Genomic DNA, 23,719 nt, shown 5'->3' with positions numbered 1-23,719 from the left:
GTCTGGTTATGTTCGACGTGACGTACTTGTCCGCGAATCAGTTCCGGCTTGCGCGATTGCCGAATGCGTTGGCGCCCTCCTCGTAGTTGCCCGAGGCGAAGCACAGCGACGTCAGCTCGTTCTCGTAGCGAATGCCCTGTTCGACGCTCATCGAAAGCGATGCGCGCACGGCCGCCTTGACCGACTGCGTCGCGATCGGGCTGAACTCGGCCATCTTGCGGCACAGCGCCATCGCGGTTTCGACGACGGCCGCATCCTCGACCACCATCTCGACAAGGCCGATGCGGAGCGCCTCGTTCGCATCGATGGTGTCGCCGGTCAGCAGAAGGCGCATGGCCTGCCCGTAGCCGATGAGGCGCGGCAGCATTTGCGACGCACCGCCGCCGCCGACCCAACCGCGCACCACTTCAGGCGCGCCGAACTTGGCGCTTTGTCCCGCGACGCGGACATCGGCGCCAAGCATCATTTCCAGGCCGCCGCCCAGCACCCAGCCTTTCAATGCCGCGACGACGGGCTTGGTGAATTCGCGCACGACCATCGCGTAATCGGTGCGGGCGCGAAACTCCCACGTCGTGCGATACGTCTTGAGCGAATGGAGATCGCTTCCCGCGCTGAATGCGCGCTCGCCTTCGCCGCGCAGCAGCACCGCGCGGATCGCTTCGTCACGCTCGATGTCCTGCCGGATGCCGGCGAGCGTCTGCGTCATCTCGGGCGTGATCGCGTTCATCTTCTCCGGTCGATTGATGACGATCTCCGCGACCGCGCCGTGTTTGCGCACCACCATGTGTTCCTGCATCGCGCCTCCTTTTTTTTCACTGCCGAAGCAGTGTTGTCCCATTCGAGTATTCCCTTATACTTACTTACTAGTAAGTACGTTGAGTGGACATTAACATCATTTCCGGGCACTACGCAACGAGATTTTCGGGAGGCGAAAAATGGAACGCGCGCAGTCGTTTGCGGAGAAGGCGGCGAAGAGATCGACAAATGGGGGTCGTGTAAAATCAACCGCAAATTCCGCAGCATCCCCGTCCGTTGCTTCGCCTCGTTCGAGGCCGAGCCGGCAGTCCGATCCCCACCGAGATGAACCGTTGAGTCAGAACGACAAGACCGACAAAACAAGCGCCGCGCCCAAAAAATCTCCGATGTACGACAGCATCAAGGATCTGGCGAAGAAGCTCCTGATCGCGCACGGCTATCACAAGACAACGTTTGGCGTGATCGCCAAGGAGCTCGGCATCACGACCACCAACATCCACTATCACTTCGGCAACAAGAACAGTCTCGTCGAGGAAGTGGTGAAGGAATACGTGGCCGGCGCCACCGCGGGACAGAAGAAAATCTGGCTCGACGAAACGCTGTCGCTGCGAGAGAAGCTGCAGGCGGAAGTCGCCTACAACCGCAATCTGTTCCGCAAATACAATCCCGGCGGCAAGACGCGCAGGCCGTGGAGTCTGATTGGCCGGCTGCGCCTGGAAAGCGACGTCCTGACCGACGAGGCGCGCGCGGCGCTCGCGGGCTTCACAACCGAGATCCACGCGGCCGTCGAAGTCGCCGTCGAGCATGCGAGCCGCACCGGCGAGCTGAAGCGCGACACGCCGAAGGAAGACCTGATCTTCCTGCTCACGCACCTCGTCGACAGCCTGTCGGTATTCGCACAGGACGCGGGCGGCTTCGAGCGTGTCGAACAGTTCATGAACTCTTTCTCCGTCGTGGTGCTCGCGAAATACACCAAGTGAATCTTTCCCATCGATGTCATCGGCGGCTGGACAATTAGATCGATCTACCTTATTGTCTTTCAACGGAGACAATAGACATGAACGAGACCGGTTTCAAGCTCGCAGTCGTCGGCGCGGGCATGGCATCCGCGCCGCATCTGGCGAGTCTGCTGGCCTTGCAGGACCGCGCGACCGTTCGGTATGTCGTTGCGAGGTCGCGGGAACGCGCAAGCGCTTTCGCCCGACAATTGCCGCATGCGCGCGTCACGCTCGATCTCGACACCGCGCTCGCCGATGACAACGTCGACGGCGTGCTGCTGCTGACGCCGCCGAACACGCATCTCGAACTCGGCGCGATGATCGCGGCAGCGGGCAAACATCTGCTGGTCGAGAAGCCCATCGACGTCACCACGTCCCGCGCGCGCGAGCTGGTCGCGCTATGCGAGCAACGCGGCATCGTCGCGGCTGCGGTGCTGCAACATCGCACGCGCGACGCAGCGCGCAAGCTCCGTCAATTGCTCGACGCGGGCGCGCTCGGCGACATCCACAGCGCGAGCATCGCCGTTCCGTGGTGGCGTCCGCAGTCCTATTACGACGAACCCGGACGCGGCACGCGCGAGCGCGACGGCGGCGGCGTGCTGATGACGCAGGCCATCCATACGCTCGATCTTTTCTTGTGGCTGGTCGGCCTTCCCGACGAAGTGTTCGCCTACGCGATCACGAGCCGCGCGCACCGCATGGAATGCGAGGACACCGTCGCGGGCGTCATGCGATACCGAAGCGGCTGCGTCGCGTCGCTGCACGCCAGCACGGCCATCTTTCCCGGCTTTCCCGAACGCATCGAATTGAGCGGGAGCAACGGCAGCGCGACGCTCGGCGGCGGCAGGCTCGTCGTGCAGTACATGGACGGCACCACGCTCGACGAAGGCGAAACCGCTTCGCTCGGTTCAGGCGCGAACCCGATGGCCTTCTCTCATCACGCCCATCAGGCCGTGATCGCCAATTTCATCGACGCCGCCACGCACGGAATCGAGCCGGTCGCGTCATTGCGCAGCGCCTTGAATGCGCATCTGCTGATCGACGCGCTGATCGCCTCGTCGGATGAGCATCGACTCATGATCGTCAACCCGGACTCGTCATCATGACTTTCGCACTGAACGCCGCTGTTTCCGGAGACACGCGCCTCTTCGCCATCGTGGGCGATCCGATTGCGCAAGCGCGCTCGCCGCTCGTCTTCAACGAGATATTCCAGCGCATGGGCGTGAACGCGGTGCTCGTGCCGATGCAGATTCCCGCCGCGTCGCTCGCGACCGCCATCGCCGGACTGAAGACGATCGGCAATCTCGATGGCATCGTCGTCACGGTGCCGCACAAGATATCGATGACCGGCCTCGTCGACCGGCTCCTGCCGATTGCGCGGAAAGTGGGCGCGATCAATTGCATGCGCCGCGTCGAATCGGGCGAATGGGTCGGCGAGATGTACGACGGCGAAGGCTTCACGCGCGGACTGCGAAAACAGGGCCACGAGCCGCGCGGCATGTCGGTGTTTCAGGCGGGCGCGGGCGGAGCCGGAAAAGCGCTCGCGCATGCGCTGTCCAGCGCGGGCGTGAAAGCGCTGCAATTGATCGATGTAGATCGCGCGAAGCAGGACGCGCTGATCGCGGAGCTTGCGCACGCTTATCCCGATGTGAACGTCTCGGTCGGAAGCGCCAGTCCCGCGGATGTCGATATGGTCGTCAACGCGACGCCGTGCGGCATGGCGGCCGGAGATCCGTTGCCGTTCGACATCGCCCGGCTCGACCGCCGCGTGCTGGTGGCGGACATCATCATGAAGCCTGAACGCACACAACTGCTCTGTCAGGCCGAAGAACGCGGCCACCGCATCCATCTCGGGCGTGGTCTGCTGGAGAATCAGGCGGAGATCGTCGCCGAGTTCTTCGGCATCGCGCATGGCTGACCGGAAGACGGATCTCGCGGCCGATTCGGATACACTCCGGGCATACGACTCATCGACCGTTCCAATGACCCGAGGCAAACCAGGTTCTCCCGTCACGCTGCTGGATATTGCAAACGATCTCGGCCTGTCCCGCGCCACGGTCTCGCTCGTGCTGCGCAACAGCCCGCGCATCTCCGAAGCCACGCGCGAGCGCGTGCTGGAAGCGTTCAAGCGCAAAGGCTACGTCTACAACCGCCATGCGGCGGGCATGCGCAGCAATCAGACGAACACCGTCGGCGTCGTCGTCAACGACCTCGCCAATCCGTATTTCACGATGCTCGTCCGCTCCATCGAGGCGAGCCTGAGCACGCAAGGGTTCATCACGCTGCTCGGCAACACCGACGAATCGCTCGAACGCCAAGGCCGCTTTCTCGATACCGTGCGGCAGCACAATATCGACGGTCTCATCGTCTGTCCGACCGAATCGACGACGGCCGCGCAGATGCGTCAGGTGCTCGCGTGGGGCATTCCGTGCGTCTTCGCTTCGCGTTACGTGCCGGGCCTCAAGGCCGATTACGTCGGCGTGGACAATCGTCGCGGCATGGCGCTCGCGACCTCGCATCTGATTTCGCTCGGGCACAAACGCATCGCGATGATCGGCGGCGTGATGCGCGCGTCGACCGGCAGCGACCGCGCCGAGGGCTATCGCGACGCGCTGCGCGACGCGAAGATCAAACTCGACGAACGGCTGCTCGTGCCGTCGCCGCTGACGCGTCACGACGGAAAGCGCATCATCACCGAACTGCTTGCGCTGAAGAATCCGCCGACGGCCGTCGTATGCGGCAACGACATCGTCGCGTTCGGCGTGATGCTCGGACTGCGCGCCCACGGCATCGAGCCTGGCGCAGACTTCGGCGTCGTAGGCTTCGACGACGTGCCGGAAGCCGAACTCTGGGAGCCGCCGCTGACCACGGTCCAGGTCTTGCAGGACGACATCGGCCGCGCCGCCGCCGATCTGCTGCTCAAGCGCATGACGGAGCCTTCGCGCACGCCCACGCGCATCGTCTCGGAGCCGGTTCTCGTCATCCGCGGAACCTGCGGCGCGCGCAAATAAGCGCCTCATACCCGGACGTGCTCCGTTCGGGTTTCCCTTATAAAAATCTCCTTGCACCGTATCCGCGCAGCTTTTACCCTGTAGTAGATCGATCTAACAGATTTTCGCAGTCGCATCGGCAGCGTCTCTTCGCGCCTTTTTCGTCGCAATGCAATATGGACATCAGACCCATAGGAGTCCGAGACATGCATGACTATCTGCTTTCTCGCCGCAAGATTTTGATGCTCACGGCTGCGTCGGCGGCCGCGGGTTGCCTGCCGCGCCTGGCGAGCGCCGACACCCCGACGATCCGCATCGGCGATGTCGTCGACCGCCACAATCCCGAGGTCATCACCGAGAATCTGATGGCCAAGCGTCTGAAGGAAACGACCGGCTTCGACGCGCGCGTATTTCCGGACGGCGTGCTCGGCTCCCACACGCGCATGAACGAGCAACTGCGCAACGGCACGCTCGAAGTCACGGTGACCAACGTGGCGGACCTGGAAGGCTACGACAAGCGTCTCGGACTCTTCGCGATGCCCTTCGCGTTTCCGGACCGGAAGTCGCTCTTCGCGGCTCAGGACGGTGCGCTCGGCAAGGCCTATGCGGGCATCCTCGACAATCTCGGCTTCGTGCTGCTGGGCTGGTTCGACTCGGGCTTGCGCAGCGTCTACAACCGCACGCGTCCGATCAACGAACCGGGCGATCTGAAGGGCCTGAAGATCCGTACGCAAGGCAATCAGATCATGATCGCGACGTTCAACCAGCTCGGCGCACAGGCGACGCCGCTCGACACGACGCAAATCTATTCCGCGTTGCAGCAGGGCGTCGTCGATGGTGCGGAGAACTCGGTGACGTTCTTCGTTCAGCAGCATCACAGCGAGGTGGCGAAGCACTACTCGTACACGAATCACTTCTTCTCGATCGATCCGATGCTCGCCAGCAAGAACTGGTTCGACTCGCTCGACCCCAAGAAACAGGACGCCGTGAAGGAAGCCGCCGCGCAGGCTCAGCAGCACGAACGCGATCTGTGGCTGGCTTCCGATGCGAAGTATCTGGCCGAAGCGAAGAAGGCGGGCGTGGCGTTCAACGACGCGAATCTTCCCGCGTTCCAGGCAGCGGTCAAGCCGATCTATACGAAGTACCGCGCCAACTTCGCCGAACTGGGCACCTACCTGCCCGCCCTCGGATAACCGCCGGAGGTTCCCGACATGAAACCCGATCCGCGTTCGCGCGAGCCACGGGACAGCATCAACAAGGTTGCGGCGTTGCGCGTGCTCGCGAGCGTCGAAGACCTGCTGATAGCGGTCCTGGTTTTCGCGATCTTCTGCGTCGTTCTTGCGGGCATCCTGTCCCGCTTCGTCTTCCACGTCTCGCTCTCGTGGAACATCGAGGTCAGCGTCACGTTGATGATCTGGATGACCTTCATCGGCATCGCGGTCGGGGTGCGCGACAAGGTGCACGTCGCTTTCGAACTCTTCGAAGACAAGCTGAGCGGCCGATGGCTCGCGCTGGCGTCATTCGCGCAGATGCTGTTGATGGGCTTCCTGCTCGTGGCGCTCACTTGGGGCGGCTGGCAGTTCATGCAGCTCGGGCTCAACCAGATGACGCCGAGCGGCATCCCGCAATGGATATCGTTCGCCGCGATTCCCGCCGGCAGCGCGCTGGGTCTGCTGCATCTCGCGGCGCACGCATGGGACCTGGCCGCCCACGCTAACCTCGAAAGCGCGCAACACGGCCACGGCCATACCGAGACGAGGACGCAATGATTCTGACCGTCGGACTGCTCGCGCTATTCGTCGTCGCCGGCGCGCCGATCATCGCTTCGCTGGGCGCGGTCGGCACCATCGACGGCCTGATGCAAGGCCTGCCGCTGACCAACATCGCGCAGGCGATGTATCACGGCGTCGATTCGTTCACGCTGCTCGCCGTGCCGCTGTTCATCCTCGCCGGAGAAATTCTCTTTCACTCGGGCTCGGCCGGGCGCCTCGTCAACTTCATGAATCTGCTGGTGGGCCGCGTGCCCGGCGGGCTCGGCGTTTCCGCCGTCGCCTCGACGATGGTCTTCTCCGGCTTGAGCGGCTCCGTCAACGCGGATGCCGCCGCGATCAGTTCGGCGATGCTGCCGTCGATGGAAAAAGCCGGCTATCGCAAGGAATGGTCGTCCGCGATTATCGCGGCGGCGGCCGGCACGGGCATTCTGATTCCGCCGTCGATCACGATCATCGTGCTGGCGACGGTCGCGAACATGTCGGTCACGAAGCTCTTTCTCGCGGCGACGCTGCCTGCCCTGCTGGTCGGCATCACGAAGATGCTCATCATCATGTATCGCGCGCGCTCCGAGCCGCCCGTCGCGCCGGTCCACTTCAGCGTGCGCGAGCTCGGCCGCGCGTTCATGCTCGCGATCCCCGCGCTCGGTGCGCCGATCATCATCCTGGGCGGGATCTTCATGGGCTTCTTCACGGCGACCGAGTCCGCTGCGGCGGCGGTGGCCTACGTGACGATCATCACGCTCGTGCAGCGATCCATTCCGAACCGCGCATGGCTCGGCATTCTGATCAAGGCGGGCCGCACCAGCGCAATCGTGCTGTCGCTCGTCGGCGTCGCGCAGATTCTCGGATACATGCTGGCGTACAACTCGGTCGGCGAGCAGGTCGCCGAATTCGCTACGCAACTGACCGGCAACAAGTTCGTCTTCACGGTGTTCATCGTGGTCGTGTTTTGGCTGCTGGGCGCGTTGCTCGACGGCATTCCCGCGCTCATCCTGCTGATTCCGCTATTCCTGCCGATCGCGCAGGACGCCGGCTTCAGCGACATCCATTTCGCGATTCTCGCCATCGCCATCGTCGGCATCTCGCTCGTGACGCCGCCGATCGGCACGGCCTGCTTCATCGTCACCGGCGTCGCCAACATCCGAATGGTGAATCTTGTGCGGCCCATGCTGCCATTCATGGCCATCATGTTCGTGACCATCCTGCTGCTGGCTTTCGTGCCGGCGTTCTCCGAATGGCTACCTCATCTCCTGTACTGACGCCGCGCCGCGCCCCGCCGCTCGCGCTCGTCACCGGCGCGCGCCGCGGCATCGGCGCGAGCATCGCGATCGAGCTGGCGACGCGCGGGTTCGATCTCGCGCTGATCGACATCGATGACGACAACGCGAACAAAACGATGGCCGCCGTCGAAGCGCACGGCGCGCGCGCACGCTTTTACCGGCACGATCTCGCCGATAGCGCCGCCCATCGCGCGCTCGTCGAGCGCATCGTTTCGGACTGCGGGCCGATCACCTGTCTCGTCAACAACGCGGGCGTCTCGGCCGGGCAGCGCGGCGATCTGCTGGAGGTAGACGAGCAGTCCTATGACCGCGTCGTCGATATCAACATGCGCGGCACGTTCTTTCTCACGCAGGCCGTGGCGCGCCACATGGCCGCGATCGGCAGCGAAGATTCGCGCAGCATCGTCTCGGTGTCGTCGGTCAGCGCCGAACTCGCGTCGACGGAGCGCGGCGAATACTGCATGTCGAAGGCCGGGCTGGGCATGCTCACCAAGCTGTTCGCGCTGCGCCTCGCGCCGCTCGCAATCGGCGTATTCGAAGTGCGCCCCGGCATCATCCGCACGCCGATGACGGAAGGCGTCGCCGCGCGCTACGACGAACGCATCGCCGGCGGCATCGTCCCGATGAAGCGCTGGGGCGCGCCGCAGGACGTCGCGTCGGCCGTCGCGGCGCTCGTCTGCGGACAGATGGCGTTCGCGACGGGCAGCGTGCTCAACGTCGACGGCGCGCTCTCCGTTCCGCGCCTGTGACCATGACGACCGAGGAACCATCGATGGGACACATTCTCTCGCGTCGCGAAGATGCCGTGCTCGTGCTGGAACTCAGCAATCCGGGCAAGGCCAACGCGCTCGACTTCGCGATGCTGGCCGCGCTCGACGAGCAGATCGCGCAAATCAATCGGGACGACGGCATTCGCGCCGTCGTGCTGCGCGGCACGCCGGGCGGCGTGTTTTCGTCCGGCGCCGACATCCGCGAATGGTCGGCGCTGAGTCCGGAGACATTCGCGACGCAATGGGTCGGCGAAGGCAACGCGGTGTTCCGGCGCTTCGAGCGGCTGCGCTGCCCGACCGTGGCCGTCATCGAAGGACTGTGCTTCGGCGGCGGCCTGGAACTCGCGCTGTGCTGCGATCTGCGGCTCGCTGGCACCGGCGCGCGCCTGCGCTTTCCGGAAGTTTCCATCGGCGCCATTCCCGGCTGGGAGGGCGGCGACCGCTTGCAGCGCATCGCGGGCCGCGGGCGCGCGCTCGAAGCGGTGCTGCTGTCGCAGGAGATCGATGCATCGACCGCGCTGCAGTGGGGCATCGTCAATGCGGTCTGCGCGCCGCAGGAAGTCGAAGCGCAGTTGCAGGAATGGACCGCGCGCCTGTGCCGCGTATCGCCGCGCGCCGCCGCGCTCGCCAAGGCGCTGATCGTCGATGACCACGACGATCCGCACGCAGCCTATACATCGGCCGCGCTCGCGGTCCGCTCCAGTCCCGACGCGGAGCTCGGCATCCGCGCCTTTTTCGCGAAGACGGCCGCCGTCTTCTGATGTCACGACGCCATGAACATACTTTTCCAACGCACGCATCAACGATCTTTCGGCACCTGGCCGCTCAACGGACAGCAACTGCGCGACGCGCTGACGGACGCGATCGAAACCGGCTATCGCGCGATCGATACCGCGCAGCTCTACGACAACGAACTCGGCGTCGGCTCGTCGCTGCGGGCGATCGGCATCCCGCGCGACGAGTTGTGCATCACGACCAAGATCGCGCCCGCCAACGATTCCGACGAACGTTTCATGCCGTCGCTGCGCGAAAGCCTCGAGAAGCTGAAGATCGAGCAGGCCGACGTCCTGCTGCTGCACTGGCCGCCCGCGGACGGCAACGTCGCGCCTTCCGTGCGGCGCCTCGAAGAAGCGGCGCGCGCGGGCCTGACGCGTCATATCGGCGTCAGCAACTTCAACGCCGCGATGATGCGCGCCGCGAAAGCCGCGACCGCGCTGCCGCTCGTCACCAATCAGGTCGAGTTCCATCCGCTCTTGAACCAGCGTGTGCTGATGGATACCGCCATCGAGACCGGCATTCCGCTTTCGTCGTACTGCTCGGTCGCGCGCGGCGAAATCTTCAACTATCCGCTTTTCGAGGAAATCGGTGCGCGCTACGGCAAGTCGGGTGCGCAGGTGGCGCTGCGCTGGATTCTCCAGAAAGGCGTCCCGATCAACACGATGTCGACGCAGCGCAGGAACATCGAGGCCAACTTCGACGTGATGGACTTCACGCTGTCGAGCATCGACATGCATCGCATCGACGCGCTGAACGACACCAATTACCGCATCGTCAATCGCGAACGGGTGCCGTATGCGCCCGAGTTCGACTGATAAGGAACCGCATGAGCCATCCCCTGCTCTTCGACGAGATCGAGCCCGGCCTCGGCTTCACGACGTCGGGCATCGTGGTCACCGAAAGCCATGTCGTGCAGTTCGCGGGCATCTCGGGCGATTTCTTCGATGTCCACATGGACGACGAATTCGCCCGCGATGTCGGCTTTCCCGGCCGCGTCGCGCACGGTCTGCTGTGCCTCGCCATGCTCGACGGCCTCAAGAACCGCGCGGCGACGCGCTTTGCCGCCGTCGCGACGCTCGAGTGGACGTATCGCTTTCACAAGCCGGTGCTGATCGGCGACCGCGTCCAGGGGCGCATCCGCGTGCTGGACAAGCGTCCGACGCGCCGCTCCGATCGCGGCATCGTGCGTTTGCAGGTCGAAGTGCACAACCAGGACGGCGTGCTGATCCAGGACGGAATCAACGTGCTGATGGTCCGCGCGGGCGCACGGACGGACAACGAGAACCGATGAAATGAAGCGTGCACACCTGACCGATGCGGATTTCATGGCGGCGGCGATCTTCGACGGCGCGGTCGTCGTATTGAGCGGCTCGGGCGGCGGACTCGTCGAACCCGATCACATCACGGAAGCCATCGAGCGCCGCTTTCTCGCGACGGGCCATCCGCGCGATCTCACGCTGATCCACGGCCTCGGCATCGGCGACGGCGTCAAGAGCGGCATCAGCCGCTTCGCGCACGAAGGCATGGTGAAGCGCGTGATCGGCGGCCACTGGACCTGGTCCAAGCCGATGCAGAAGCTCGCGCGCGAGGAACGCATCGAGGCCTACACCCTGCCCGCCGGCGTGATCCAGACGCTGATCCGCGAAGCCGGCGCGGGCCGCCACGGGCTCGTCACGCACATCGGCCTCGATACCTTCGCCGATCCGCGCCACGGCGGCGGGCGCGTCAACCTGCGCGCGCGGGACGATCTCGTCGAAGTCGTCACGCTGGGCGGCAAGGAACTGCTCTGGTACAAGCCCTTCGAAATCGACTTCGCGATCGTGCGCGGCACCACGGCGGACATGCAGGGCAATCTGACATCGCGCGAAGAGCCGGCCGATATCGACGCTTTCGCCGCCGCGCTCGCCGCGCACAACCGCGGCGGCCGCGTGTTCGCGCAGGTGCGCGACGTATGCGCCACGCCGATCACGCCGGCGCGCGCGGTCACCGTGCCGGGCGTTCTCGTCGACGATATCTGCGTGTACGCGGATCAGAAGCAGACGACCAGCGGGCACTACGATCCGGCCATCAGCGGCGAAGCGCCCGCGCCCGACACGCGCATGCCGCCGCCGCTGCCCGAGGGCATCCGCTACATCATCGCGAAACGCGCCGCGAAGGAGCTGGAACCCGGCGCGTGCGTCAACTTCGGTTACGGTTTGCCCGATGGCATTCCCGCGGTGGCGCATGCGGAAGGCGTGGACATCAGCTGGACCGTGATCGAGCAGGGATCGCACAACGGCGAACTGCTGGGCGGCGATCTGTTCGGCGCCACGCGCCATGCGAGCGCGATCCTCAAGTCCACCGATCAGTTCGACCTGTTCAGCGGCGGCGGCATCGATATCGCGTTCCTCGGCATGGGCGAACTCGACGCGCAAGGCAACGTCAACGTCTCGTGGCTGGGGGAGAACATCGTCGGGCCGGGCGGCTTCGTCGACATCACGCAGCGCACGCGCAAGGTCGTCTTTTGCGGCACGTTCGAGGCGAAGGGGCTTGAAGTCGAGCTGGAAGACGGGCAAGTGCGCATCCGGCGTCACGGCGCGGTCCCGAAGCTGGTCGAGCAAGTGCGTCACATCACGTTCAGCGGCAAGCGCGCCCGCGCGGACGGCCAACAAGTGCTTTACGTCACCGAGCGTGCCGTCTTCGAACTCGCGCCCGAAGGCTTGCGGCTGATCGAAATCGCGCCGGGCGTCGACCTCGTTCGCGACGTGCTCGAACGTATGCCCTTCGAAGTCTCGTTGCATCCGTCGCTGCGTGTCGCCGCGACCAGTGCTGACTAAAACTCGAATCGGAGAGATCGATGGACTTCACGCTGAGCGACACGCAGAAAATGATGATCGAGACCGCGCGCCGCTTCGTCCGGTCCGAGTTGCAGCCGCTCGAACAGCAAGTGGAAGAGGAAGGCGCGCTCGCGCCCGAGATCGCCCGCGACTTGCAGGCGCGGGCGCGTGCGCTGGGTCTTTATGCGGTGAACATGCCCGCCGAACTCGGCGGCGGCGGACTGAACACGGTCGATTCGATGCTATGCGAGGAGCAGTTCGGCCACAGCTCCGACATACTCGTGCGGCGCGCGTTCGGCAACGTCTACGACGCGCTGCTCGCCTGCGAAGGCGAACAGATCGACCGCTGGCTGAAACCGGCGATTGCCGGCGCGCGAACCTGCGGCCTCGCGATCACCGAAACGGGCGCGGGTTCGGACGCCCAGGGCATCGAAACCACGGCGCGCAAGACGTCGTTCGGCTGGGCGCTGAACGGCAGCAAGCACTTCATCAGCGATGCGCAATGGAGCGATTTCTTTCTCGTCTCGGCCCGCACCGGCGAGAAGGAAATCTCGCTCTTCGCGGTCGACAAGAATCTTCCGGGTTTCACTGTCGGCCGCGATCAACGGATGATGGGTCTTCGCGGCACGCCGCACCACGAACTCTTCTTCGACGACGTCCCGCTAGAGCCGATGGCCCTCATCGGACGACAGGGCGAAGGCTTCAAACTCGCGATGAACATGCTCGGCCGCGTGCGCCTCGCGTTGATCGGCGCGCGCGGCATCGGCAAGGCGACGCACGTGCTCGAAATGATGATCGAGTACGCCGGCGAACGGCGGCAGTTCGGCACGCGCATCGGCGATTTTCAAATGATCCAGCAACTCATCGCGGACAGCGTGATGGAGATCAACGCGGCGCGGCTGATGCTGCTCAACACCGCGAGCATGATGGACGCGGGACAGGACGCGCGCGACTGGATTTCAATGGTCAAGGTGCAGGCTTCCGAGACGCTTGGGCGCGTCGTCGATCGCGCGGTGCAGGTCTTCGGCGGCATGGGCTTCTGCAAGGAGCTGGCCATCGAACGCTATTACCGCGATGCGCGCGTCTATCGCATCTTCGACGGCACCTCGGAGATTCATCGCGGCATCATCGCCCGCAACGCGATGAAGCGCGGCGCAGCGCTGTTCGACCTTCATCGATAAAAACATGAGAAAGCTCATTACCGCGGACGCGGCGGCCAGGCTCGTGCGAACCGGCGATGTCGTCAGCATCAGCTCGTCCAGCGCGCTCGGCTGCCCCGACAAGATTCTCGCGGCCATCGGCGAGCGCTTCGAGCGCGAGGGACAGCCGCGCGACCTCACGACGCTGAACCCGATCGCCGCGGGCGACATGTACGGCGTCAAGGGCATCGATCATCTCGCCCGGCCCGGGCTGCTCGCGCGCACGCTCGCGGGCTCGTATCCGAGCGGCCCGTCGTCGCTGCCGATGCCGAACATCTGGCGCATGATCGCCGACAACGAAATCGAGGCCTACAACATTCCGAGCGGCATCCTGTTCGACATGCACCGCGACGCCGCCGCGAAGCGTCCCGGCGTGCTGACCAAGGTCGGAATGGGCACGTTCGTCGATCCCGATTTACAGGGCTGCGCGATGAACGCCGCCGCCGCCGCGCGTCCGGTCGTGCGCAAGGTGTCCTTCGATGGCGATGACTGGCTCTACTTCCCGGCGATCGCGCCGCGCGTGGCGATCATCCGCGCGACCACGGCCGACGAAGCGGGCAATCTCGGCTACGAACACGAAGGCGCGCTGCTGGGCGGCATCGATCAGGCGCTGGCCGCGCGCAACAACGGCGGCATCGTGATCGCGCAGGTCAAGCGCGTGGTGAAATCCGGCACGCTGCGGCCGCACGACGTGCGGGTGCCCTGCAATCTGGTCGATTACGTCGTGGTCGATCCGGACCAGTGGCAGACCACGCAGACGCCCTACGATCCCGCGATCAGCGGCGAAATCACGCTTCCGATGGATTCCTTCGAGCCGACGCCGTGGGGACCGGAGAAGGTCATCGCCCGCCGCGCCGCGATGGAGCTCGCGCATGGGTACGCGGCCAATCTGGGCTTCGGCATTTCGGCCAATGTCCCGCGCATCCTGCTCGAGGAAGGCTTGCACGGCGAAGTGACGTGGGCGATCGAACAGGGCGCGGTCGGCGGCATGCCTTTGCTCGGGTTCGCTTTCGGTTGCGCATCGAACGCGGACGCGATCGTCGCGTCGCCGAATCAGTTCACGTATTTTCAGGGCGGCGGCTTCGACATCGCACTGCTGTCCTTTCTGCAAGTCGACGCCGATGGCAGCGTGAATGTCTCCCGGCTCGCGTCGAAACCGTATCTGACGGCGGGCTGCGGCGGTTTCGTCGATATCACCGCTCATGCGCGCCGCATCGTGTTCTCGGGCTTTTTCACCGCGGGCGCGCAGCTGGAAGTCGGCGGCGGCAGGCTCGCGATCGTCAAGGAAGGCCGCACGCGCAAGTTCGTCCGGACGGCCGAGCAGATCACGTTCAGCGGCCGCGTGGGGCGCGAGCGCGGGCAGCGCGTGACCTACGTGACCGAACGCTGCGTCATCGATCTTCTCGATGACGGGCTGACCGTGCGCGAGATCGCTCCCGGCGTGGATTTGCAGCGCGACATTCTGGATCAGGCCGAGGTTGCGCTAAAGGTCGCCTCGGATCTGCGTCAGATGGATGCAGCGCTTTTCACCGATGCGCCCTTCGGACTCCGGCTCAAACCTCGCGAAGGACGCCATGACTGATCGCTTCGTTTCCATCGTTCGCGATGCGGCTGTCGCCATCGTCACGCTGAACCGGCCGGACAAGCTCAATGCGCTGACGCCCGCCATGCTGGATCAACTCGAAGATGCGGCCCGCGCGATCGAAGCCGACGATGAGACGCGCGTCGTCATCCTCGCGGGCGGCGGCGTGAAGGCGTTCTGCGTCGGCGCGGACATCAACGAATGGGCCGCGCTCAGGCCGCTGGACATGTGGCGCCACTGGGTGCGGCGAGGTCATCAGGTCTTCGACCAATGGGCGCGGCTGCGTCAGCCCGTGATCGCGGCGATCAACGGTCATGCCTTCGGCGGCGGGCTGGAACTGGCGATCACGGCCGACGTGCGTATCGCGGCCGAAGAGGCCCGTTTCGCGCTGCCGGAGGCATCGATTGCCACTTGCCCCGGCTGGTCGGGCACGCAGCGGCTCGTGCGTCTGACCGGCGCGAGCCACGCAAAATACCTCGCCTTGAGCGGCGCGCGCGTGACGGCCGCGGACGCGCGGGCGTGCGGCCTTGTGCACGAGGTCGTGCCGCAGGACCGCGTGCTGGAACGTGCGCATCGACTGGCGCTGGACATGACGGCGCGCGCGCCGGTGGCGCTGCAACTGACCAAACAGTTGCTCAACGCCGCCAGCGGCGAGGAAACCTGCTCGACTCTCGAAGCGATGGCGGGCGCGCTCGCCGCGAGCACCGAGGATGCCGCGGAGGGCATCCGCAGTTTTAGCGAGAAGCGGCCGCCGATTTACGTCGGACGTTGATGCTCAACAGCACTCGAACAGGCGCTCGCGGCAGATCCGCAACGTCTCGTCGGCCGGGCGCGCCCACCAGTCGAGCCGGGAAAAAATCTCCACTTCGACGGGACCGTCGTAACCGGCGGCTTCCACCGCCGCGCGCAGCCGCTTGAGATCGATGACGCCATCGCCCATCATTCCGCGGTCCTGCAACGGATCGCGGGTTTCGACCAGCCAGTCGCATACGTGCAGCGCGAGGATGCGGTCGCCCGCGCGCGCGATGGCGGGCATCAGCGCCGGATCCCACCAGACATGGTAAGCGTCGATGGCCACGCCGAAGCCTCCCTCGCGCGACGGGTCGAGCCGGTCGCACCAGTCCAGCGCCTGGTCGAGCGTATTGAGCAGGCTGCGATCGGCCGCGTACACCGGATGCAAGGGCTCGAGCGCGACGCGCACGCCTGTTTCGTTCATCGTCGGCTGCAAGGCGGCGAGACCGTCGAGAATCTGCTCGCGTGCATCGTCGATATCGCGCGAACCGGGCGGCAATCCGCCGACGACGGCGACGAGCATCGGCGCGCCCAGCACGGCTGCCGTTTCCAGTGCGCGGCGGTTGGAGTCGATCGCGGCGCGACGGCCCGCGGCGTCGTTGGCCGCGAAATACGCCGTGCGGCAATACGCGCCGACCTTCAGGCCGGCCGCGCGGATCGCACTGGCGGCTGCTTGCGGATTGTTCTCGTCGATTTCCTGACGCCACGGCGTGATCCAGCCGAAGCCCTGTTCGGCGATGCGTCCGGCCGTGACTTCGATCGGCTCGCGATAGCCGAGCGTGCCCGTGTTGATGCAGCAGAGATCGCCGCGCCCGTTAAGTTCACGCATGGTTCACCTCAGAAACGTTGGATCATCGGGCCGCCGTCGACGCAGCCATCGTGCGGATCACGCGGGCCACGTTTGCCCGCGAGGCCGAGCGCGGCGGCCGCGTCGGGGTCGCGTTATCGGCGAGCAGATTGTTCGTGCATCGACCTGGGCGGGGCGGTCAGGGCACGCTCGGCCTGGTCAAAAGACTCTAAGGCAAGTAGATCGATCTAGCAAGTGCTATGCGGCCGCGTTACGTTCAGCGGCATCGGATCGTGCGCGGTGAAACGCTGATCTGCGAATTTCGCGCGACGCGCGCGCTGTGTGTCAAACAAGCCGATGGAAAGCTGAAAGCCGTCGAGATTCCCGACTTCATCCGTGCGGCGTGTGCGTGAAAGCATGTGACTGCCGTCCTTCAGGCAGAGCGCTCGCTTTCATCGGCGGCTGGCGGCGCTTTCACGAAGCTCGCGATGCTCGCGTCATATCTCGATCCGTTTCCGCCCAGTGCGACGGTCGCTCGCCGCGCGCTATCGAGCAACATCGCCAATGCTGCATCGATAACCGCCGGAGCATCGAAACGGCCCTTTGGTCCTGAAAGCGTCAACGCGCCCTGCAACTCGCCGGTCGAATCGAACACGGGCACCGAGGCCGATGCCGTTTCCGGATCCCTCTCGCCAAACGAGGTGGCCCATAGCCGTTCGCGGATCTCTTGCCAGCGCGGATCCTGTGTCTCCGAGAACGCGAGCAGGACTTTGCCGGAGGCGCCCTTATCGATCGCGAACTCCTCTCCGACGCGAATCGATACCCGAACGCTGCGGCTAGGTTCGACGCGATACAACACGAGACGTTGATCGCCCTGGCGTACGTAGAAACTGGCCGTTTCGCCCAAGTCCCGGCTCAACTGCTGAAGCAACGGTTCGATCACAGGCCCCACCTGAAACGACCGCTGATAGAGCGTCGCAAGCCGCAACGGCTGATGACCGATTGCGTATTGCCCGTCGCTCAACTTCCGGATGAATCCGCCATGCTCCAAAGCGCCGAGCAGTCTCAAAACCGTACTCTTATAAAGCTCGGTCCGGCGTGAAAGCTCGGTCAGGGTCAGCCGGTCGTCGGTCGGCCCGAAGGCATTGAGTATGGCGAACGCCCGGTCAAGAACGGCGACGCCGCTCGACGCCTCGTTCGTATCGGACGGCTGGTCTTCCTTGGTCATGCACCGCTCCCGAATCAAATTCCACGACTATACAGTTCTATCCGGTAGAACTCTAGTTCTGAAATCCGGGGTTAACCCCGCTTTCAGTGATAGACATCTTCGCCTAAAGTTCTCTCTAACAAAACACAGGTCTATCTGACAGAACCAAGGAGCGAAATGAGCGCCTCACATCGCCGAATACTGATCAGCGAAGTCGGCCCGCGCGACGGCTTGCAGAGCATCCGAAGCGTCATGCCGACGTCCGCGAAACTCGAATGGATATCCGCGCTGGCGGCAGCGGGACTCAAGGAGATCGAAGTGGGATCGTTCGTTCCGCCGAAACTTCTGCCCCAAATGGCCGATATCCGCGAAGTCGTCGCTCACGCGTTATCCATTCCGGACCTTCGTGTCGCTGTACTGGCGCCGAACCTGCGCGGCTCGCAAAGCGCGTTCGAAGCCGGCGTCCATAAAGTCACGTTGCCGGTGTCCGTCACCGATGAACACGCGTTGGCTAATGTCCGCAAAACGACCGCGCAGTTGATCGATGAGGTGCGCAGCATTGTCGCGCTGCGCGATGAGCAGTTCCCCGGAACAGAAATCGAAGCGGGTGTATCGGTCGCATTCGGCTGCACGATCGCGGGCACCGTGACCGACGACCAGACGATGCGCATGTGCCTCGCGATGGCCGAATGCGGTGTCGACGAAATCGGCCTGTCCGATACGAGCGGTTATGCCAACCCCGTTCAGGTTCGCCGCCTGTTTCGCCGGCTGCAATCGGAAGTCGGCGCGAAGGCGGGCGGCGCTCATTTCCACAACACGCGCGGTCAAGGCCTGGCGAATGTCGTGGCGGCACTCGATGCCGGCGTCACCACGATCGATTCGAGTCAGGCGGGCCTCGGCGGCTGTCCCTACGCGCCGGGCGCGACGGGGAACATCGTTACCGAAGACCTCGCGTTTCTGCTCGAGGCGATGGGCTACGACACGGGCATAGACATCGACAAGCTCATTGCCGCGCGCTCGATCCTCGCACAGGCGCTTCCGGGCGAAGCGCTCTACGGACACGTACAGGACGCGGGATTGCCGAAAGGTTTCTCGTACGCAGACGGGCGCGCGCCGAGTGCGCCCCAGCCGGAAGGCTGTTTGTTGGGAGCGGCGCAATGAGCGAAGTGCAATCGGATCAGTCCTTGCCGTACAGCGGCGTGCGCGTCGTAGAGATGACGCACATGGTGATGGGGCCGACGTGCGGCATGGTGCTGGCGGACCTCGGCGCGGAAGTGATCAAGGTCGAGCCGATCACCGGCGACAGCACCCGCAATCTGCGAGGCTCGGGAGCAGGCTTCTTCAGCACGTTCAACCGCAACAAGAAAAGCATCGCCGTCGATCTGAAAGACCCGCGCGGTGTGGAGATCGTGCACAAGCTGCTTGCGAACGCCGATGTCTTCAGCGAGAACTTCAAGAGCGGCACCGTGGACAAGCTCGGCCTCGGCTATTCGGCCTTGTCCAGACTCAATCCTCGTCTGATCTATGTGTCGCACAAGGGCTTCCTGCCCGGTCCCTACGACCATCGCACCGCGCTCGACGAAGTCGTGCAGATGATGGGCGGTCTCGCGTACATGACCGGTCCCGAAGGCAGACCCTTGCGGGCAGGCACGAGCGTCAACGACATCATGGGCGGCATGTTCGGCGCGATCGGCGCAATGGCGGCGCTGGCACAACGCGAGCGGACCGGCCGCGGACAAGAGGTGCAGAGCGCCCTGTTCGAGAACAACGTGTTTCTCGTGGCGCAGCACATGATGCAATACGCCGTGACGGGACAAACCGCCGCGCCGATGCCAAGCCGCATTTCGGCCTGGGCAGTCTATGACGTCTTTTCGGTGAAGAACGGCGATCAGATCTTCCTGGCGGTCGTCTCCGATACGCAATGGGCGCTCTTCTGCGATGCCTTCGGCCTCGACGATCTGAAGGCCGACGCGCGTATCGCCAGCAACAATCAGCGCGTGCAAGCCCGCGAATGGCTGATGCCGCGGCTTCGCGCCCACATGGAAGCGTTCACTGCTGCCGAGATCGGCGCCATCTTCGAGCGCTGCGGGCTGCCGTACGCGCCGATCACGAAGCCGCAGGATCTTTTCGACGATCCGCATCTGCTCGCAACGGACGGACTTGCCGATGTCACCCTGCCATCCGACGCAAGCGGCGCGGGCAAAGCAGTACAGACGAAGACCGCATTGCTGCCTTTGACCCTTGGCGGCGAGCGTCTGCGGCTTCGCGCAGGTCCACCTTCGCTGGGTCAGGACACGCAGGCGCTGCTTCTGGAGCTGGGTTACTCATCGGAAGACCTGAGGCAGTTGGCGGACGCCGGCATCGTGAAGTGCCAGGCGGCCTTTTCCCACGATCCTTCCAGTCCCTCCGCCAACGAACTGGCGAGCGCCTGAGCACAACAGCATAAAAGGAACGCCGCTTCGCGTAGGCCGGCATGAGCCCGCGCGTTGGGTGTTCCGTCCGGAGACGAAGCATGACATCCATTTCATCGAACATGACGGCCGAGAGCGCGGTCGATACGACGCTCGAACAGCAGGCCGTCAGAAAGGCCGCGTGGCGTTTCATCCCCTTGCTTGCGCTCGCCTATTTCTTCAACTATCTCGATCGCACCAGCGTCGGGTTCGCCGCGCTGACGATGAACCGCGACCTCGGCTTGACCGCGACGCAGTTCGGCTGGGGCGCGGGCATCATGTTCGCGGGTTATTGCCTGTGCGAAGTGCCGAGCAACCTGGCGCTGTATCGCTTCGGCGCCCGGCGATGGCTCGCGCGCATCATGATGACGTGGGGCTTCTTCGCCGCCGCGACGGCGCTCGCGGTTGGACCGACGAGCTTCTACGTGATTCGTCTTCTGCTGGGAATCGGCGAGGCCGGATTCTTCCCTGGCGTGATCTTCTTCCTCGCAGTGTGGTTTCCGGCCAGTTATCGCACTCGGGTGCTCGCATGGTTCACGGTCTCGACGCCGCTTTCGTCGCTAGTGGGCGGACCGCTGTCGACCTGGCTGCTGAAGATGGACGGCTTGCTCGGCCTTGCCGGATGGAAATGGATGTTTATCGTCGAAGGCCTGCCGGCGTGCATTCTCGGCTTCTTCGTCCTGAAGATGCTCGCGGACAAACCCGCCGATGCGAAGTGGCTCTCGCCCGAGGAGCGTCAGGCGCTGCAAAGCGCGTTCGATCGCGAGGGCGCTGCGAGCCAGAAGAAAAAGGATTTCGGCGCAGCGCTCAAAGATGTGCGGATGTACATCCTCGCGATGATTTCCTTCGGCTTCACGATGGGCTCCTACGGCATCGGCATATGGCTGCCGCAGATGCTCAAGGCGCACGGCATGAGCGTGACGCAGACGGGCTGGGTATCGGCGGTGCCGTATTTCTTCGCGACCGTCGCGCTCTTGTGGTGGGCGAAGCGCGTCGATCGCCGCGGTGGCCATATCGCCAACCTCGCGGCTGGTCTTTTCATCGGCGCGGTCGCGCTCGGCATCTCGACATATTTTCAGCAACTGGTGCCTGCGTTGACGGGCATCACGCTGGCGTTGATCGGCACCATCGCAGGCCGAACGATTTTCTACACGCTGCCTGCCCGGTTCCTGTCGGGTCAGGCGGCCGCCGGCGGACTGGCGCTGATCAACTCCATCGGCGCGCTGGGCGGCTTTGCCGGTCCGTATCTGGTCGGCTATCTGAAGGATAGTTTCGGCACGTTCACCGCGGGCATGATCGGTCTGGCCGTCGTACTCGCGTTCACGACGTTGCTGACGCTTTCCCTCTACGCGTTCAACAAGGGAAAGTGACCATGCAAACTCTTCAATCGATTCACCGGCGCCGGCTGCTTGGCGCGGTCGCCGCATCCATCGCGATGCCCGCGCTGAGCGTGCGCCACGCATTCGCCAAAGAGGAAACGCGCAGTATGAGTACGACCAGCAATTACCTGCCGGTTCGGGCAGAGTGGCTTGCATCCGGAACGGAAGCGGCGCTCGAACCGGAGATGCCGATCATCGACGCGCATCACCACTTTTATGAGCGCCCGGGTTGGACGTATTTGCTCGACGAGTATCTCGAGGATGCACGGTCCGGGCACAACATTACCGCGTCTGTCTTCATGCAGGCGCTTACGCGGTACCGCACCACGGGTCCGGAACCGATGCGGCCGATCGGCGAAGTGGAGTATGTGGCTCAAGTCACCGCGCCGATGCAGGAAGAGAAGCCGCAGGTAGCGAAGGGCATCGTCGGATACGCGGATCTCCGTCGCGGCGCTGCCGTGCGAAACGTACTCGAAGCGGAACTCGAGGCCGGCGACGGCCGCTTGCGCGGTGTACGGCACCTCGTAACCTGGGATGCGGACGCCACGCTAGTGAACCCGCTTTCGGCAGTTCCTCGCGGGCTTCTGCTCGACTCCGGTTATCGTGCGGGCGTCGCGCAGTTGAAAGCCTTGGGCCTCTCCTACGACGCATGGCTGTTTTTCCCTCAGCTTCCCGAATTGTTCGATTTGGCGAAGGCAAATCCCGACACGCCGTTCATCGTCAATCACTGTGGGGGAGTGGTCAGAATCGCCAGCTACGCGGATCAGCGCAAGGAGGTCTTCGATGCATGGTCGCGTTCGATGCGCGAACTTGCGCGGTTGCCGAACGTTTATGTGAAGGTGGGCGGACTCGGAATGCGTATCAACGGTTTCGACTTCGAAAAAGGTGAGCGGCCACCTTCATCGATTGAATTGTCCGAAGCCTGGAAGCCGTGGATGCTGACCTGCATCGAAGCGTTCGGCGCGGATCGCTGCATGTTCGAAAGCAATTTTCCGGTCGATAAGGGTTCTTACCCGTTCAGTAACGGCTGGAACGCGTTCAAGCGATTGACTTCACAGGCAAGTGCTGAGGAACGTCAGGCGTTGTTTCGGGGGACGGTTTCGAGGGTGTATTGCCTGGGCTGAGTTGGCTGAGCTGTCAGGGGCGAGATCGCCCCTGACCCGCAAGCGTCACCGCGTTTGACCCACCAGGGCCATCAGAGAACCAATCCGGACTCTTCACAGCAGAATCGGGACTTTGCCCTTCGAAACCTTCTTCAAATTTAAGCCGGATTTTTCCGGCCTGCGCTATTTTCACCGCTCGGCACACCGGACAGCAGCTTCCGGTCCGAATGATGCTCTCGGGCCTTGCACTCCAGGTATGCCCGTCCATGCATTGCCATTCCAACGGCGTGATGGTGTTGACGTCGGTCTCCGACAAACACTTGCCACCGTGCATCGCAGCGGCGTCGTGCATCTTCTCAACGCCTAGACGTGTCCGTTCGACCGCACAGGTCCGGCACCAATGGCCGATCATGATCTTCACGGGCTTCGCCTGCCACGTATGCCCCTTTGCACATTCCCAGCGCAATAGGACACTATTGTTTGTGTAATCGTCGGACAGGCACTTTCCGCCGTAACCTGCGGCAAATTTCGTGCGTGTTTCCAATGCCCAGACGCTTGCGATCGAGGGCACACACCGGACACCGGCTTCTGTTGACCTTACCGAGCTTGGCACGCCAGCGATGTCCTTCTTCGCACTGCCAAAGCAGAGACGTTTGCGCATCGGTATAGTGCTTCGAAACACAGCGCCCGCTATGTTTTGCTGCCAGTACCTGCATATCGTTCTGCATTCGCTCGACAGGCATAGCACGCCGCGCTCCTCGGCGATCTCGCAAATATGCTCAAGCGTATCGGCAAGCGTGAACGTCTCTTGAACCGGCGGCGGTGAGATGCGCGAGTGTCAAAAAGCCCGAGTGGGTCACGTGACCCACTTTGTCCCCGAGTGTCCCCGAAAGCGCCTTATCAGGGACGCAAATCCGCTAACCCCCTGATACTTTTGAGCAAGTGCTGGTGGGCCGGGTGGGGCTCGAACCCACTATCGGTCGATTATGAGTCGACAGCTTATACCAGTTAAGCTTCCGGCCCTGTGCAGGCAGAGCGTGCAAAAAGAAAGCGCCGCAAAC

23 protein-coding genes and 1 tRNA gene are annotated in these 23,719 nt (G+C 63.9%); 19 read left to right on the top strand and 5 right to left on the bottom strand.

Translation table 11 applies throughout. From position 1 onward, the window contains the following. Positions 1-37: 37 nt before the first annotated feature. On the bottom strand, positions 38-796 hold the full coding sequence (locus tag NCT05_RS16660) for an enoyl-CoA hydratase/isomerase family protein (protein ID WP_008353925.1): 759 nt from the start codon (positions 794-796) through the stop codon (positions 38-40). A gap of 139 nt (positions 797-935) precedes the next feature. On the opposite strand from NCT05_RS16660, the gene NCT05_RS16655 reads away from it, so the two are divergent. The 15 genes from NCT05_RS16655 to NCT05_RS16585 all read left to right on the top strand — a co-directional run bounded on the left by NCT05_RS16655 (position 936) and on the right by NCT05_RS16585 (position 15,712). Continuing rightward, positions 936-1,736 (top strand): TetR/AcrR family transcriptional regulator, encoded by an 801-nt coding sequence (locus NCT05_RS16655; RefSeq protein WP_250482344.1) that lies wholly within the window; start codon positions 936-938, stop codon positions 1,734-1,736. Positions 1,737-1,813: 77 nt separating this feature from the next. Beyond that, positions 1,814-2,860 (top strand): Gfo/Idh/MocA family protein, encoded by a 1,047-nt coding sequence (locus NCT05_RS16650; protein WP_175983090.1) that lies wholly within the window; start codon positions 1,814-1,816, stop codon positions 2,858-2,860. Beyond that, positions 2,857-3,672 carry a shikimate dehydrogenase family protein gene (locus NCT05_RS16645; protein WP_250502742.1) on the top strand — a complete coding sequence of 272 codons (816 nt, stop codon included), beginning with the start codon at positions 2,857-2,859 and terminating at the stop codon, positions 3,670-3,672. Before NCT05_RS16650 ends, NCT05_RS16645 begins: the two co-directional genes overlap by 4 nt. Before the next feature lie 64 nt (positions 3,673-3,736). Next, the gene (locus NCT05_RS16640) at positions 3,737-4,765 is read left to right on the top strand and encodes a LacI family DNA-binding transcriptional regulator (protein ID WP_008353929.1); all 1,029 of its coding nucleotides are present in this window, start codon (positions 3,737-3,739) and stop codon (positions 4,763-4,765) included. A 185-nt stretch (positions 4,766-4,950) separates the two neighbouring features. Then, entirely contained in the window at positions 4,951-5,937 is a 987-nt protein-coding gene (locus tag NCT05_RS16635) for a TRAP transporter substrate-binding protein (protein ID WP_250502741.1), read from the top strand. 18 nt (positions 5,938-5,955) lie between these two features. Then, positions 5,956-6,513 carry a TRAP transporter small permease gene (locus tag NCT05_RS16630; protein WP_008353934.1) on the top strand — a complete coding sequence of 186 codons (558 nt, stop codon included), beginning with the start codon at positions 5,956-5,958 and terminating at the stop codon, positions 6,511-6,513. After that, positions 6,510-7,775: a TRAP transporter large permease gene (locus tag NCT05_RS16625; protein ID WP_008353936.1), complete on the top strand. Its 1,266-nt coding sequence runs from the start codon at positions 6,510-6,512 to the stop codon at positions 7,773-7,775. Before NCT05_RS16630 ends, NCT05_RS16625 begins: the two co-directional genes overlap by 4 nt. After that, entirely contained in the window at positions 7,751-8,545 is a 795-nt protein-coding gene (locus tag NCT05_RS16620) for a 3-ketoacyl-ACP reductase (RefSeq protein ID WP_250459117.1), read from the top strand. The genes NCT05_RS16625 and NCT05_RS16620 overlap by 25 nt, the downstream gene beginning before the upstream one ends. 23 nt (positions 8,546-8,568) lie before the next feature. Then, a complete protein-coding gene (locus NCT05_RS16615; protein ID WP_250502740.1) occupies positions 8,569-9,327 on the top strand; it encodes an enoyl-CoA hydratase/isomerase family protein in 759 nt (252 codons plus the stop codon). 12 nt (positions 9,328-9,339) lie between these two features. Further along, the gene (locus NCT05_RS16610; protein ID WP_008353940.1) at positions 9,340-10,158 is read left to right on the top strand and encodes an aldo/keto reductase; all 819 of its coding nucleotides are present in this window, start codon (positions 9,340-9,342) and stop codon (positions 10,156-10,158) included. Between the two features lie 11 nt (positions 10,159-10,169). Further along, positions 10,170-10,634 carry a MaoC family dehydratase gene (locus tag NCT05_RS16605; protein WP_175982492.1) on the top strand — a complete coding sequence of 155 codons (465 nt, stop codon included), beginning with the start codon at positions 10,170-10,172 and terminating at the stop codon, positions 10,632-10,634. 1 nt (position 10,635) lies between these two features. After that, positions 10,636-12,159: an acyl CoA:acetate/3-ketoacid CoA transferase gene (locus NCT05_RS16600; protein ID WP_250435504.1), complete on the top strand. Its 1,524-nt coding sequence runs from the start codon at positions 10,636-10,638 to the stop codon at positions 12,157-12,159. Positions 12,160-12,179: 20 nt separating this feature from the next. Further along, complete coding sequence (locus NCT05_RS16595; RefSeq protein WP_008353943.1) at positions 12,180-13,340, top strand: acyl-CoA dehydrogenase family protein; 1,161 nt, start codon at positions 12,180-12,182, stop codon at positions 13,338-13,340. A 4-nt stretch (positions 13,341-13,344) separates the two neighbouring features. Further along, a complete protein-coding gene (locus tag NCT05_RS16590; protein WP_250502739.1) occupies positions 13,345-14,940 on the top strand; it encodes an acyl CoA:acetate/3-ketoacid CoA transferase in 1,596 nt (531 codons plus the stop codon). Further along, the gene (locus tag NCT05_RS16585; protein ID WP_250502738.1) at positions 14,933-15,712 is read left to right on the top strand and encodes an enoyl-CoA hydratase/isomerase family protein; all 780 of its coding nucleotides are present in this window, start codon (positions 14,933-14,935) and stop codon (positions 15,710-15,712) included. The genes NCT05_RS16590 and NCT05_RS16585 overlap by 8 nt, the downstream gene beginning before the upstream one ends. 3 nt (positions 15,713-15,715) lie before the next feature. On the opposite strand, the gene NCT05_RS16580 is transcribed toward NCT05_RS16585, so the two are convergent. Together NCT05_RS16580 and NCT05_RS16575 are read right to left on the bottom strand one after the other, a co-directional pair. Beyond that, positions 15,716-16,561, bottom strand: a complete 846-nt coding sequence (locus NCT05_RS16580) for a sugar phosphate isomerase/epimerase family protein (protein WP_008353948.1) — start codon at positions 16,559-16,561, stop codon at positions 15,716-15,718. A gap of 391 nt (positions 16,562-16,952) precedes the next feature. Next, the gene (locus tag NCT05_RS16575) at positions 16,953-17,747 is read right to left on the bottom strand and encodes an IclR family transcriptional regulator (protein ID WP_250502737.1); all 795 of its coding nucleotides are present in this window, start codon (positions 17,745-17,747) and stop codon (positions 16,953-16,955) included. Positions 17,748-17,903: 156 nt separating this feature from the next. Between NCT05_RS16575 and NCT05_RS16570 the strand changes: the two genes are divergently transcribed. The 4 genes from NCT05_RS16570 to NCT05_RS16555 all read left to right on the top strand — a co-directional run bounded on the left by NCT05_RS16570 (position 17,904) and on the right by NCT05_RS16555 (position 22,679). Further along, positions 17,904-18,887 carry a hydroxymethylglutaryl-CoA lyase gene (locus NCT05_RS16570; RefSeq protein WP_250440411.1) on the top strand — a complete coding sequence of 328 codons (984 nt, stop codon included), beginning with the start codon at positions 17,904-17,906 and terminating at the stop codon, positions 18,885-18,887. After that, positions 18,884-20,158, top strand: a complete 1,275-nt coding sequence (locus NCT05_RS16565) for a CaiB/BaiF CoA transferase family protein (protein WP_175982495.1) — start codon at positions 18,884-18,886, stop codon at positions 20,156-20,158. The genes NCT05_RS16570 and NCT05_RS16565 overlap by 4 nt, the downstream gene beginning before the upstream one ends. 80 nt (positions 20,159-20,238) lie before the next feature. Further along, positions 20,239-21,546: an MFS transporter gene (locus tag NCT05_RS16560; protein ID WP_250502736.1), complete on the top strand. Its 1,308-nt coding sequence runs from the start codon at positions 20,239-20,241 to the stop codon at positions 21,544-21,546. A gap of 2 nt (positions 21,547-21,548) precedes the next feature. Next, positions 21,549-22,679, top strand: coding sequence for an amidohydrolase family protein (locus NCT05_RS16555; protein ID WP_250502735.1), 1,131 nt, complete (start codon positions 21,549-21,551; stop codon positions 22,677-22,679). A 13-nt stretch (positions 22,680-22,692) separates the two neighbouring features. Here the strand turns inward: NCT05_RS16555 and NCT05_RS16550 are convergent, their stop codons facing one another. Beyond that, entirely contained in the window at positions 22,693-23,079 is a 387-nt protein-coding gene (locus NCT05_RS16550; RefSeq protein ID WP_250459099.1) for a zinc-ribbon domain-containing protein, read from the bottom strand. A 525-nt stretch (positions 23,080-23,604) separates the two neighbouring features. Further along, positions 23,605-23,681 (bottom strand) — tRNA-Ile (locus tag NCT05_RS16545). Positions 23,682-23,719: the final 38 nt, after the last annotated feature.

It is taken from the genome of Caballeronia sp. AZ7_KS35 (assembly GCF_023631045.1).
GTDB lineage: Bacteria > Pseudomonadota > Gammaproteobacteria > Burkholderiales > Burkholderiaceae > Caballeronia > Caballeronia zhejiangensis.
This window is presented reverse-complemented; position numbering and strand designations above follow the sequence as displayed.